We start from the raw sequence: 13,869 nt of genomic DNA on the forward strand, positions 1-13,869 counted from the left end.
AATCGTTCTGACCAGAAGGGGAGAATTGAGAAGAATCACACACTTATCAGAGATATTCTCCCTAAAGGAACTAGCTTTGATAACTTGACACAGGATGACATCAACCTGGTTTGTTCGCATGTCAACAGCGTCAAACGGGCGTCTTTCAACGGAAAATCGGCTTATGAACTCTTTACATTTACCTACGGTGAGGAATTGGCAACACTTTTGGGGATCTCTAAAATTGACCCTGAGAACATCATCCAATCACCTCGATTACTAGATAAGTAATCGCTAGTTTTTATTAAAAAATAATTTCAAAATACAAAGGAACTTGTCCCATCCCAAATTCCAGATAACTAGAACTTACTTTGAGACGTCTCAGAGCCAGTAACTTTAGTGTACCCTTTTTTTCAACATTTTCAAGCCTAAATCCCCCTTGAATCAGCAGTTTAGTCAAAAAACAGAACTTAGTCTGAGACTAAATTCTGTTGATTTTATGCAGTTTTCTCAGAGTAACTTCTGGAAGGACGGGAACTAGAATTTACTTTGAGAATTTACCTCTTTTGAGCTCTTTTAGAGCCATTTTATACTTGCAAAGTATTCAGCCCTCTAAGCAAAATATCATACAAAAGGTATCTAAAATCACAAAGAGGGCTAACCACTTTAACCGTTTGGAAAAAGAGAATCGCTACCAAGAAAAACAATAGGCTGTTTGTGAGAAGAAACAATCTCCTTGTTCCAACAAAATAGAGCCAAAACCATCAACATTACATGCATTCGGAAGCCCCTGGCATTCTAGACTAAAGGCGCCATGGAAAGCCGCTAACTCTTCAACCGGGAAATTGTAAGTATAAATAACAACGGATGGTTGATTGGTTACAACACTTAGTTTAATTTTCCCATCAGGGCTTAATACTTCTACGGGAGTTGCTACATCTTCCAATATCCATGGGTGATCATAACCTTTCACGAGGAGATTCTGAGTGTGTTGGCTATTAAAGCCCTGAGAAAACGAAGCAAAATCTCTAAAATCAAAAGGCGTATCAATTACTTCTTCCACAATTCCAATTGGAAGATTATCCTCACCAAGTGGGACATAGCGATTTGCTGCAATTCTGATTTGATGTTCCCCTACAGACTGTTGGAAATCACCTGTCAAGTTAAAATAGACATGGTTGGTTGGATTAAAAATTGTAGCCTTATCGGACTCCGCCCGATACTCTACAATTAGCTCGTTTTCATCCGACAATCGATAAGTTGCTAAAACACGAACATCACCAGGAAATCCATTGAAACCATCCTTTAAGGTAATACCAAAGGTAACTTGGTTATTCTCCTGATCTACACTTGTCTCCCAGTATTGTTCATTTGCAGTATCAATCCCACCATGGAGGGTTCGACCCGGCTCATTTTCTGTAAGACAGTACTTCACTCCATTTATTTCTGTTTGTGCCCCCGAAATACGACCTGCAACTGGAACAATTGTAGAACCAGGATACAAATCTGTTCGTCTATACTCCTCATCTGTTGAAGCAGAAAGGCTAACATTCCGAACCCCTCCATCTTCCTCAACAGGAAGAAGAACTTCAACGATACGAGCTCCAAAATTTGTCAAACCAACCTTCATACCATTAGCATTCGAAAGGAAGAAATGAAGGGCTTCCCCCTTTCCAAACTGACTTTGTTCAATCATACGAACTCCTATTTTTATTGATTTAATATATGAATAGTATATCATTAATAGACCATAATGAAAAGGAATCTACAAGAATTCCTTTTTCATTTTATACTATTATTCTAGCGCTCTGCTTGGCGTTCCGCAAACTCCTCATCGGTCATCATCGAACCACCAAAGTTGGCCGAAGAAGCAAAACGTGTATAACGACGCAACCAACCACTTGCTATTTTAGGCTTGAATGTTTTTAAGTAACGACGACGTTCAGCAAGTACTTCATCATCCACAAGAACATCTATCGTACGATTGATCAAATCAATCGCAATCTCATCTCCATCCTCTATCAAAGCAATATTTCCACCAGCAGCTGCCTCTGGAGAGACGTGACCAATCGCAATCCCTCTAGTTGCACCAGAGAAACGACCATCCGTTATAAGTGCAACATCTTTCCCCAAACCTCGACCGACAATTTTTGAAGTAGGAGCTAACATTTCTGGCATCCCAGGTCCGCCTTGTGGCCCCTCGTAACGAATCACAACAACATGACCTTTCTGAACTGTACCATTATCAATTGCCTCAAGCGCTTCATCTTGAGAGTCAAAGCAAAGAGCCTCACCTTTAAATGTTTTTACAGAAGGGTCTACCCCACCTACTTTAATAACGGAACCATCTTGGGCAATATTCCCATAAAGAATGGATAAGCCACCAACTGGTGAGTATGGATCATCTAACGGATGAATAACCTCTTCATTCTTAATCTCACAACCTGAAACATTCTCTTTCAAAGTCCTACCTGTTACAGTTATGCGATCTCCTTTAATAGAACCATTCTTAATCAATTGATTGATAATCGCTGAAACCCCTCCCGCCTCATGTACATCATGCATAGTGTAAGCTGATGACGGAGATAATTTAGAGAGATAAGGTGTTTTTTCAGCGATTTCATTAATATCTTTCAAATCATAGGGAATCCCAGCTTCTCTGGCAATGGCTAGCGTGTGTAATACTGTATTCGTTGACCCTCCCATTGCCATGTCCAAAGCAAACGCATCATCTATTGCTTCTTTCGTTACAATGTCTCTAGGCTTAATATTCTTTTTAACATTTTCCATTAAGTATTTGGCTGCTTGACGAACAAGTTCTCGTCGTTCATCTGACACTGCAAGAATGGTACCATTCCCTGGCAATGCAAGTCCCAATACCTCCATCAAACAATTCATTGAATTGGCTGTAAACATTCCCGAACAAGAACCGCAAGTCGGACAAGCATTTTTTTCTAGAAATTCAAACTCCTGTTCTGACATTTCCCCAGCTTGGTAGCTACCAACTGCCTCAAATAGACTAGAAAGGCTGGCATGATGCCCTGTCATATCGACACCACCCTTCATAGGTCCTCCAGAACAAAATACTGCTGGAACATTGGTTCGCATGGCTGCTAAAATCATTCCAGGAGTAATCTTATCGCAGTTTGGAATATAAAAAACTCCATCAAACCAATGTGCATTGATGACTGTTTCAGCCGCATCAGCTATCAATTCCCTTGAAGGCAAACTGTATCTCATTCCAATGTGGCCCATGGCAATACCGTCATCAACCCCAATGGTGTTAAACTCAAACGGAATCCCACCAGCTTCTCTTATCGCTTCTTTTGCCACATCCGCCAACTCTCTCAAATGTACATGTCCAGGTACAATATCGATGTAGGAATTGCAAATCGCAATAAAGGGTTTTTGAAAATCCTTTGCAGACTTCACTTGTCCTGTCGCGTATAATAAGCCACGCGCAGGAGCCTTGTCAATCCCGATTTTTATCATATCACTTCTCATTGGATTCTCCTTGTATTTAAAATGATTCCTCACATTACATGTTACCACTTTAAAAGTGAATGTCAATAAATTTTCAGAAAATTTGGTCATTTTTGTTTTGATCTTTCTGGGAGTGGATTCATTCACTGGCACATTATTCCTCTCCATAGACTAAGAATGGTAGGAAGGAGTTTCACAATATGATAGGATACAGCAATGTAACAAGAAATATGACAAATGATACTCCATACAAAAAGAGACCAGGTTTCCCCAGTCTCAGGATACTTAAAGCCAATTTGACTACAGTATTATTTTTACTTGACGAAGATAATCTTCAACCGAAACAGTCACTGACTGTCCTTGCTTTCCAGTTTCTAGGCTCAGGCTGAAACAGTCACTTGAACTTCCCTCACTCTACTATTTCTGGGCTCGGGCTTTCTGTGGTCACTTTCTTATTTCAAGGTGACCATCTGAAACAGTTCCCCGAACTGTCCTCGCTTTCCAATTTCTAGGCTCGGGCTGTCTTTGGTCACTCTTTCATTTCAAGGTGACCAGTTGAAACAGTTCCCCAAACTGTTTCAACTTCCCTGACTGTTTCACTCCTCATCATCTTCGCTACTTGTTAATAAGGAATTGACATGAACTAAATTGCTTGTACCAAACTCCACATAGTCTACAGCTTCACCTAATAGAACGCCGTTCAAGAAACCAATGACCATGGGCATGTTCATACCTGCATATAGATCAAACTGACCACCATCGAGTAATTTCCGAGAAACTACATTAGCTGGTGTTCCTCCCAACAAATCTGCAAAAACAACGAAGTCATCAAGCTTAGCAATTGTCTCTTCAAATTTTCTTTGGAAGTCTTCTGGACCTTCTTCTGGCAACAAAGCCACTGTATAAATGTCCTCTTGTGGACCCATAATCATTTCAGTGGATTTTTTTAACTCTTCACAGAAGATACCATGACTTACTAATACTAAACTTCTAACCATTATGCCATACCAAATAAGAAGTGGCCAATAGCTGATAAGCTAATCGCAAGAACGATAATAATCAAGATAGCTTTTGTTGAAGTCATACCTTTACGTCCTAGCAACCAGAAGACAAAGCCTGTGAAGATAGCTGGAACAAGACGAGGGAAGATAGTATTGAGCAAATCTTGAATATCAATTACTTTTTCACCAACTGTTGGAGCCCAAGTCACTTCAAAGTTGATCATAGTTGCAATCAATGCGCCCATCATGAAGACACCCATTACAGATGCAGCATCAACAAGTGCTGTCAAACGATCACGCATTGTTGTGATGAGTTTAGTACCTTCTTTATAGGCAACTTCCAATTGTTTCCAACGGAAAATATCATACGCAACCGCTACTGCTACCCAAAGGAAGATACCTGCTGGGTTACCAGTTGCGGCCATTGTTGCAGCCACTGTACCCATGATTGCTGGAACTAAGGAACCAAAGATAGAGTCACCGATCGGAGCAAATGGACCCATCAAACCAGTCTTGATACCATTTACCGCATCTTTAGATGCTACACCATCGCTTTCTTCAAGCGCCAAATCAATACCTGTAATAATAGTATGGAAGAATGGTGAAGTGTTGAAGAATTGAGTATGCAATTTCATCATTTCCTTCAACTCAGGAGTACCATCACCGTACATTTTACGCAATTGAGGTAAAATCATGTAGAGGTAGCCTGATGCTTGCATACGCTCATAGTTCCAACCAAGTTGGAAAGTGAACAAGCTACGTTTGTTGATTTGATTAAAATCTTCTTTTGTTAATTTGTAATTAGATTTCGTCATCTTCAATTTCCCCACTTTCTGAATTTGATGGAGCAACTACAGTTACTTTTTGGCTATTTTTGAAGTGAAGTACAGAAAGGAATGCACCCACAATAGCGATACCAATCATTGACAAGCCTTTGAAGTTGTTTACAAATGCTACACCTGAATCTTCAGGAAGGGTACCAACAATACCAGCAACTGCACCACCTAAAGTAGATACGTTACCGTAAAGAACAGTCAACATAGCTGTCAAAGCAAAACCAAATGCCAAATAGTGAAGATTGCGTTTAAGTGGAAGATAGTGAAGCAAGATTGCAAATCCAAGACCAGGAAGCATACGTGCTGCAAGAGTCAAACCATTAGCAATCCATTGGTATTCTTGAATAGCAGAAACCATTGCATCTACAAATTCACCACCAAATGCAAGGGCAAGGAAAACAGGTAGCGCACGAGACAAAGCCCAAGGAATTGCACCAAGTAAGTAGTTCCGTTCGATAGCTGCATAGTCAAATTTTTCAACCGCAGCATCCACACGATGAGCGAAGTAGGTAGTTGAGAAACGACCCAAAATATCAGTATAGACAAGAAGTGCTGCTACTGGAACCGCAATTGTTGCTACAGCAAGCTCAGGGTCAATACCTTGTGAAACTGAGAAAGCTGTCGCCAATACCGCACCAGATGTTGCATCAATACGAGATGCACCACCGAAAGTACCTACACCAAGTACCATCAATTGCAAACTAGCACCAATTGCTAAACCTGTTGCCATATCTCCCATAATCAAACCAGAGATGAACCCTGCAAAGACAGGTGAACCTGCTGACGATACGATAGTCAACTCATCACAAATCTGGTAAGCAGAGTAGAGCGTTAAAAGTAATATTTGCCACCATTGCATAATAGTGATCCTCCTTTAAAATTTTTCAAAAAATCCGAATGTTATCTAACTTTATCCAATAAAGGCATAAAGTCTTTAGGTGAATCGCCTGGAACCATTTGAGCGAAGAGCTTCACACCCTTAGCTGCCAATGCATCAAAATCTGCGATATCTTTATCTACCACATTGATTGAACGTGTGACAGACCGTGTTTCAGGAGTCTGAGACATATTCCCAACGTTAAGTTCAGGAAGGCTTACACCATACTCCACTAGGCGAAGGAAATTTTCAGGACGACGTGCTACAATAAGCAAGCGTTGAGTATCATATTTTCCTTCTTTAATATTATTTGCAGCTTTCTCAATCGGTAAAATAGAAAGTTTTACCCCTGGAGGACAAGCCAACTTCAATCCTTGTTTTTCAATGTCGTTTTGAGCAACTGCGTCATCAATTACCATAATACGACTAATATTTAATTTAGTCGTCCATAAGTTAGCAACTTGACCATGAATCAAACGACCATCGATACGTGTAGCAATAATTGCCATACTCATTTCTCCTTTATGTTAAATCTTTATAGATGGGTTCTTGAGAAAAAGGTAATCTTTCTCTATATTTTCCTTCCGTCTCAAAGACGACTATTTCATTCTCTCCTTTCTTTAAGTATCCTTTTGGAATATAGAGATAGAGAATCGGACCTTTTTCCCAGAAACGTCCAATATTTACATTGTTTACAAATACAACACCTTTACCAAAACCTGTCATGTCTATGTAGGTATCCGCTAATTCTGACAAGTTACAAGTATAGCGATAGAATGCAGGCTGATTTTCTTGCCAAGTCTTACTATAATCAACAGCTGAAACCGACTCAAGTGGTAGTGGATAGATTTTCCAGTTTCCAATAAAGTGCAGGTCTGCCATCGCCCCTCTTCCCAATCCTTTAGATTGAGTTGGAGCTGTTAGTTTGTGGCCGTAGTTGACACGTCCCATATTCTCCACAAGAATAGCTAAATCCAATTGCTTGCTTTTGAAATCTAGCGTAATGTCTTCACCAATCTCCGTTTGATATTGTGTTGTAACCTTACGCCCATCAGCAAAAACTTGAATCCGATCCCGACCATCAATCACACGAAAACGTTCTGCTTCTTCCTTATCTTGTTCCAATTCAGTTTTATAGAGAATATAGCCAGTGGATTGATCAAATTGTTCCATATTCTTAGGATAGAATGAATGATGACACTCGCTGATGGCATCAACGGTTTCAAATAAACTAACTTTATTCACTAATTCAGCTGGCTCAAACGCCTTAGCTTTTTTTACTATTGGTTCTGCATAGTCTAATTCTGGATATCTTTCCATCATCAGCTTTTGAAGAATATAAAACTTCTGCGTTGGATTTCCAGCTTCATCTAGAATTGCATCATAATCATAAGATGTCACCTGAGGCAAATCAATTTGACCTCGCGCAGAGCATCCATTCATGAAACCAAAGTTCGTACCTCCGTGAAACATGTAGAGATTTATCGAACCAAGTTCAATGCACTCCATGACTGACTGAGCTAGTTCTTCTGGCTCACGACGAATCACTTCATCACCCCAGCGATTGAACCATCCATCCCAAAATTCCATGCACATCAGTGGCCAAGTCTTTCCATATTCATCAAAGAAAGCTTGCATCATCTGAAAATTTTCGTTCGCTCTTGAACCAAAATTTCCAGTGACCAATATATCATCAGAAATGAGTGAACCTGCACGCAAACAAGCTCTCCATGGCCCATCTGATGTGAAGAAGGGAGCAGTCAAACCATGTTTACGCATCAAATTCGCAACCGATCTTAAGTAGTCTTTTTCTTCACCATAGGAACCATACTCATTTTCAACTTGAAACATGAGAATGTTTCCTCCTTGTGCGAGCTGGAACTTGGCTAATTTAGGAAGAAGAGAAGCGTAATATTCATCTAAGTGTTTCAAATACGTAGGATCACTCGAACGTACTCTCAGCTCTTCCTTCATCAACCAAGCGGGGAGTCCACCCCATTCCCACTCTGCACAAATATAGGGGGAAGGACGTACAATTGCATAAAGCCCTAGTTCTTGAGCAATTCTTAGAAATCGTTCAACATCTAATATACCTTCAAAATAGAACTGACCTTTTTTAGGTTCATGTAAATTCCAAGGTATATAGGTTTCAACTGTATTAAAACCAAGAGCTTTTAGATTATACAGAGAATGATACCAGTCATCAGGATGTACTCGAAAATAGTGAATTGCACCTGATAGAATTTTGAATGGCTTTTCATCTAAATAAAATTCTTCTCTTATATGAAATTCACTCATTATCCACCTCCATGTAACCGTTTACCATTTCTATTAGTATATTAACACTTTCTTGTGGTTATGTCCAGTACTTTTGCAAAATTTTTTTGTAAATTTTACCACAGATAATGATAAAGTACAGTATTGAATCAACAAATGAAAAAAGCGTTTTATTATTGCTATATCTTTTGATTTTTACTAGATAATTTAGTATACTAATCACAGAAAGGAGGTATAAAATGAAAGTCCCTAAATACCAACTAATCCAAAATAGCCTACGTCAACAAATCATTTCGGGAAAATTTGAAAATGGTGATAAGTTCTATACTGAAGCTGAATTGACAAAACTATATAATGTTAGCTCTATCACTGTTATTCGTGCAGTAAATGAATTAGTGAAAGATGGTTATTTAATTCGCCAACAAGGGAAAGGTACATTTGTTTCCCGTTCGCGTAAGGGCCGCTTGGTTGAATTTTCTGATGTTGAAATCTTTCCTCTTGAAAACGAGCAAGTGATTGTTCTTGCTTGTCAAAAGGGAAATGATACACGAATTCTCGAGAAATTGAACTTAGATAAGAATGACTACTATTATAAAATCGTTCGTATTCGTAAAGCCGACGGAATTCCATTTATTTATCATAATTCCTACATACCTCAACATTATATTCAAACGCCTGATGCTCCCCTTGAACATTTCCAATCAATTTATCAGCGTCTAAAAATTGATTTTAATATCCATATGTTCGAAGAACCCTTTGTCGAAACAAACGAAGTATGTTTCCCCACACCGGTTGAAATCGCAGAAGGGTTAGAAATCGATTCAAATCAGCCAACTATTTTACAGAACAAATTAACTACAAGCAGTGCAAGTGGAGAAATTATTGAATATACTGAAACCTATAAACATTGGAAATACTATAAATTTGAAATTTCAGCAAATAACCGATAATTCCCATTAAAACAAACACTTTTGCTTCCAATAAATAATAAAAAGATTGTATATAATGGTCACAAAACTGACTTTATATACAATCTTTTATTATCATCTTACACAGACTTATACTCATACTCTTCGAAAATCAAAAGTAGCCTCGGAAACGAAACCGAAGATAGAACTCTGTTACTTTCTCATTTCAAGGCTCTTGACAACGGATAAATTTGATTTTCGAGGAGTTTTAATTTTCATTCATCGGTTTATGAACCATACGATAACGAAATTGGTCAGCTCTCGCAATACTAAATGTATACTCAATAATACGATTCTTATCATTGTACGATTTTCGCAACAAATGTAGGACTGGACTATTTCCCTGTAAACCCAATAGCTTCGCTTCATTATCCAAGGCGATACTGGCATAAAACTCTTCAACCGCCATACGAATAATCTGGTTATATTTTTTCGAAAATACTTCATAGAGAGCAGTATTCTCTAAATCTTCAACCGTCATCCCTTCAAACAATGATGCTGGGATATAGGTTCTTTCTAACATCATCGGAATTCCATCTGCCAACCGCAAGCGTTCCAATTCATAAACCTTTTCACCAATGTCAATCATCAACTGTTGCGAAATATACTCAGACGCATCCATTTCTTGAAAAGATAGAATAGTTGTTTTAGGAACTTTCCCCATGACTTTCATTTGTTCAGTAAAACTATATACTTGCGACAAATCTACCGCTGGTTCTGAAATTTCCGAAACATAGGTCCCCTTACCATGTTTTTTATAGACTAAGCCCCGTTTCTCTAACTCTTGCATTGCAAGTCGGACCGTAATACGACTGACTCCATAAAGGTGAGTTAGCTCTCTTTCTGAAAATAGCTTTTCATTCGGTGCCATGCTTTCACGAATTTTTACTTCCAACTCATCTACCAATTGTAAATAGAGTGGCTTTTCTTGGTTATTATTTGACATAACCTATCCTCTCTTACCTATCAAAACATACAGTATATTATTATAATGTTATTATATCATTTCTGATAAAAGAAAACACAGTTGAATAAATTTTTTTATGAAATTTTATTCCAACTCTTAATTCACTAAGCAGCATGATATATGTCTTTATTCATCAAATAAAACTAACTTCATCAGGCAATGTTATTGTTTCTTGTCCTTGCTTATCAACAACTAATACTGTAGAAGGATAAAATGGATCGAAACGACTTGACAAATCAACTGCCAACACATTTTTATACCGCTCTTGTGAGAAAACTAGGGTGATTTTACCACCTCGGTTTTTAATGGAAAATTGAATCACACTTTTCAAAGGGATAACTCCCTTTAAATAGTTATCAATGACATACCAGAAACTATCAATCACTTCACCTGGGAGCGAAGTGACAATACCAAAACTTGCATATCTTCCTACCGTCTTATCAAATGCCATCTTTCTACCTCACAGTAAGAAAAAAGCCTGCTAAACAGGTTTTTCTTGAATAACTTTATCGACTTCTCAGTTCTAAATAGCGCTTATACCAGATATTTACATAGGCAGGAGAGAATGGCCCACGTTGATGATTAATCCAATCAACCAATATTTTTACATTTTCCTTCAAAATATAATCAATATCATCTGAATACTTCATATCCTTGCGATGTCGTTCATATTCATCCACATCAAGTAATCTTTTTTCACCATCCGCAAAGACTTTCACATCCAAATCATAATCAATATATTTGAGTGCTTCGTTGTCTAATACAAACGGACTAGCAAGATTACAATAATAAGAAACACCATTTTCACGAATCATTGCAATGATATTAAACCAATATTTTTTATGAAAATATACGATAGCTGGTTCTCTTGTTACCCAACGTCTGCCATCATTTTCTGTCACTAAAGTATGATTATTGACTCCAATGATTGCATGTTCTGTTGTCTTTAATACCATGGTATCACGCCAAGTGCGATGGATTTTTCCGTCATGCTTATAACTTTGAATTGTAATAAAGTCGCCTTCTCTTGGTAATTTCACACTGTTACCAACTTTCTACAATTTCAATTTATCTTTATCATTATATCATATTTTTGACCCATGTGGGAAAATTTCATCACAGATAATCCCTAAGCACTGCCTGAATCCGATCAAACTCGAAACCTTTCCTTGCTAAAGCCTGAATCAAACGCTGTTTCAACTCATATCCATCATATTTTCGACTATATTTTCGATACTGTTTCTCTAATTCCTTATTAATTAAATCCGCTTCCATACTGTCATCTGCAGAAATATCTAACTGACTAACCGTTTTTCTTGCCAAGTCATACGTAAACCCCTTATTCATCAATCCTTGAACAATCTTATCCTGCAGAGCTCGAATAGGTAATTTATCCTGATATTTTCTAAGCATTTTTTCAGCAACCTTTTCAATCAGATCAGAAAAATCTACCTCAACTAAACAACTATCAATAACAGATTTAGAAATCCCTTTCGTAATTAATTTCTGTCGAATCAGAGCCGGCCCCTTGTCACCATTCAGCCCATTTTGTCGAACGTAGGTTTCCACATAACTCTTATCATCAATCCATTTCTCTTCTTCTAGAGCGGCAATAATCTTTACAGCATTTGCTTCTTTAATTTCATATTTTTTTAAATAGTCCAACACTTCTTTTTTTGTTCGTTGTTTGAAAGATAGAAAGTATAATGCTATATTTTTTCCATAAGAGAATTGAGCAAAATCACGAATTTCTTGAAGTTCATTTTCTGTGATTTCCTTATCCCGACTTAGCATAAATCGAACAATGGTATCCTCAGTAATATACAAAGACTCTTGACCATCAAGCTCTAATAAATATAGTCTTTTTTTCTTTTCAATTTTTGTTATTCTCATTCTTTCATTATACAGGAATTTTCGGTAAAATAATAATATGAATCTACAAGTTAATCAACGAATCCCTTTAAAAATTAAACGAATGGGCATCAATGGAGAAGGAATAGGTTTTTATCAAAAAACACTTGTCTTTGTTCCCGGCGTTCTTAAAGGTGAAGAAATATATTGCCAAATTACCTCAATCAAACGAAATTTTGTTGAGGCAAAGTTATTGAAAATCAACAAGGAATCCAAATTCCGTGTCACACCACCTTGTGCTATTTATGAATCCTGTGGCGGTTGCCAAATCATGCACCTCCGCTATGATAAGCAATTGGATTTTAAAAAAGACTTGCTACAGCAAGCACTAAAAAAATTCAAACCTTCGGGCTACGAACAATACACCATCCATCCAACCATTGGGATGGATCACCCCAGCCACTACCGTGCTAAATTACAATTTCAAACTCGTACTACTAAAGGCAGCGTCAAAGCTGGATTATATGCAGAAAATTCACATCGTCTAATTGGAATTACTGACTGTTATGTCCAGGATCAAGAAACACAGAGAATTATAAACAGTGTTGCGGAACTCCTCACTAAGCACCGTATCCCAATTTACAACGAACGCAAGGAACAAGGTATTCGCACTGTCATGGTACGTAGAGCTCGTCAGACGGGACAAGTCCAACTAATTTTTATCACCTCTTGTCAAGTTAATCTTATCAAACTAATTGATGAACTCATCAGTCAGTTTCCAAGTATCGTTACAATTGCCTTAAACTGGAACAAACAAAAAACAAGTGAAGTCTATGGAGAAAAAACTGAAATACTGTGGGGAAAACAAGCTATTGATGAAGCTGTTTTGGACTATGAATTTTCTCTATCACCTCGGGCATTTTACCAATTAAATCCCCAGCAAACCGAAGTACTTTACAATGAAGCAGTAAAAGCCTTGGATATTTCTGGGAACGAAGACCTAATTGATGCCTACTGCGGAGTAGGTACTATTGGCTTTGCCTTTGCCAGAAAAGTCAAATCATTACGTGGTATGGATATTATTCCCGAAGCAATTGAAGATGCAAAAGCAAATGCTAGACGAATGGGCCTAACGAATGCACATTATGAAACCGGTAAAGCAGAAGATATAATTCCAAAATGGTATCAAGAAGGATATCACGCAGATGCACTCATTGTTGATCCTCCACGGACTGGAATAGACGAAAAACTCCTAAAAACAATCCTTAAGTACAAACCATCAAAAATGGTCTATATTTCTTGTAATGTTTCAACACTCGCAAGAGACCTGGTTGAATTGACTAAAGCCTACCAGGTTGATTATATTCAATCTGTTGACATGTTCCCTCATACCGCTAGAACAGAGGCGGTTGTGAAATTAACAAGAACCGAATAACTCATCATCATGTAGTCCGAATGCCACTATTCGGACTTTTTTCTCTGAAATTTAAAAATAAAAAAGAGAACCTTAAGTTCTCTGGATTAATCGGGAAGACAGGATTCGAACCTGCGACACCTTGGTCCCAAACCAAGTACTCTACCAAGCTGAGCTACTTCCCGATATCATTAAAAATAAAGCTCCCCTAACGTC

The 13,869-nt window shown here is 38.0% G+C and carries 13 protein-coding genes, 1 tRNA gene and 1 pseudogene; 3 read left to right on the top strand and 12 right to left on the bottom strand.

Going from position 1 to position 13,869, the window contains the following annotated elements:
- A pseudogene (locus K6V43_RS10485) lies at positions 1-270 on the top strand (IS30 family transposase); the annotation flags it as partial.
- A 400-nt stretch (positions 271-670) separates the two neighbouring features.
- Here K6V43_RS10485 and K6V43_RS10490 read toward each other — a convergent pair.
- The 7 genes from K6V43_RS10490 to K6V43_RS10520 form a co-directional block, all read right to left on the bottom strand.
- Positions 671-1,675, bottom strand: a complete 1,005-nt coding sequence (locus K6V43_RS10490) for an aldose epimerase family protein (RefSeq protein WP_024396628.1) — start codon at positions 1,673-1,675, stop codon at positions 671-673.
- Positions 1,676-1,779: 104 nt separating this feature from the next.
- Positions 1,780-3,483 (bottom strand): dihydroxy-acid dehydratase, encoded by a 1,704-nt coding sequence (ilvD, locus tag K6V43_RS10495; RefSeq protein WP_160864350.1) that lies wholly within the window; start codon positions 3,481-3,483, stop codon positions 1,780-1,782.
- Between the two features lie 575 nt (positions 3,484-4,058).
- The gene (locus tag K6V43_RS10500) at positions 4,059-4,460 is read right to left on the bottom strand and encodes a PTS sugar transporter subunit IIA (RefSeq protein WP_024391488.1); all 402 of its coding nucleotides are present in this window, start codon (positions 4,458-4,460) and stop codon (positions 4,059-4,061) included.
- Positions 4,460-5,278 (bottom strand): PTS system mannose/fructose/sorbose family transporter subunit IID, encoded by an 819-nt coding sequence (locus K6V43_RS10505; protein ID WP_160864349.1) that lies wholly within the window; start codon positions 5,276-5,278, stop codon positions 4,460-4,462. The genes K6V43_RS10500 and K6V43_RS10505 overlap by 1 nt, the downstream gene beginning before the upstream one ends.
- A complete protein-coding gene (locus tag K6V43_RS10510; RefSeq protein ID WP_024396631.1) occupies positions 5,265-6,161 on the bottom strand; it encodes a PTS mannose/fructose/sorbose/N-acetylgalactosamine transporter subunit IIC in 897 nt (298 codons plus the stop codon). The genes K6V43_RS10505 and K6V43_RS10510 overlap by 14 nt, the downstream gene beginning before the upstream one ends.
- 38 nt (positions 6,162-6,199) lie before the next feature.
- Positions 6,200-6,685 (bottom strand): PTS sugar transporter subunit IIB, encoded by a 486-nt coding sequence (locus tag K6V43_RS10515; protein WP_160864348.1) that lies wholly within the window; start codon positions 6,683-6,685, stop codon positions 6,200-6,202.
- A 13-nt stretch (positions 6,686-6,698) separates the two neighbouring features.
- Positions 6,699-8,474 carry a glycoside hydrolase family 35 protein gene (locus K6V43_RS10520; protein ID WP_222383035.1) on the bottom strand — a complete coding sequence of 592 codons (1,776 nt, stop codon included), beginning with the start codon at positions 8,472-8,474 and terminating at the stop codon, positions 6,699-6,701.
- A gap of 218 nt (positions 8,475-8,692) precedes the next feature.
- Between K6V43_RS10520 and K6V43_RS10525 the strand changes: the two genes are divergently transcribed.
- Positions 8,693-9,403, top strand: a complete 711-nt coding sequence (locus K6V43_RS10525; RefSeq protein WP_172104109.1) for a GntR family transcriptional regulator — start codon at positions 8,693-8,695, stop codon at positions 9,401-9,403.
- 226 nt (positions 9,404-9,629) lie between these two features.
- Here the strand turns inward: K6V43_RS10525 and K6V43_RS10530 are convergent, their stop codons facing one another.
- The 4 genes from K6V43_RS10530 to recX all read right to left on the bottom strand — a co-directional run bounded on the left by K6V43_RS10530 (position 9,630) and on the right by recX (position 12,281).
- Positions 9,630-10,367, bottom strand: a complete 738-nt coding sequence (locus tag K6V43_RS10530; protein ID WP_024403753.1) for a GntR family transcriptional regulator — start codon at positions 10,365-10,367, stop codon at positions 9,630-9,632.
- A 154-nt stretch (positions 10,368-10,521) separates the two neighbouring features.
- Positions 10,522-10,839: a DUF960 domain-containing protein gene (locus tag K6V43_RS10535; RefSeq protein WP_024392821.1), complete on the bottom strand. Its 318-nt coding sequence runs from the start codon at positions 10,837-10,839 to the stop codon at positions 10,522-10,524.
- Positions 10,840-10,894: 55 nt separating this feature from the next.
- A complete protein-coding gene (gene ntdP, locus K6V43_RS10540) occupies positions 10,895-11,428 on the bottom strand; it encodes a nucleoside tri-diphosphate phosphatase (RefSeq protein WP_024396634.1) in 534 nt (177 codons plus the stop codon).
- 76 nt (positions 11,429-11,504) lie between these two features.
- Complete coding sequence (gene recX, locus K6V43_RS10545) at positions 11,505-12,281, bottom strand: recombination regulator RecX (RefSeq protein ID WP_222383036.1); 777 nt, start codon at positions 12,279-12,281, stop codon at positions 11,505-11,507.
- Between the two features lie 37 nt (positions 12,282-12,318).
- Here recX and rlmD point away from each other — a divergent pair, with 37 nt between their 5' ends.
- Positions 12,319-13,674: a 23S rRNA (uracil(1939)-C(5))-methyltransferase RlmD gene (rlmD, locus tag K6V43_RS10550; RefSeq protein ID WP_222383038.1), complete on the top strand. Its 1,356-nt coding sequence runs from the start codon at positions 12,319-12,321 to the stop codon at positions 13,672-13,674.
- 90 nt (positions 13,675-13,764) lie between these two features.
- On the opposite strand, the gene K6V43_RS10555 is transcribed toward rlmD, so the two are convergent.
- Positions 13,765-13,838 (bottom strand) — tRNA-Pro (locus K6V43_RS10555).
- Positions 13,839-13,869: the final 31 nt, after the last annotated feature.

This window comes from Streptococcus suis (assembly GCF_019794615.1).
Taxonomy (GTDB): Bacteria; Bacillota; Bacilli; order Lactobacillales; family Streptococcaceae; genus Streptococcus; species Streptococcus suis_AI.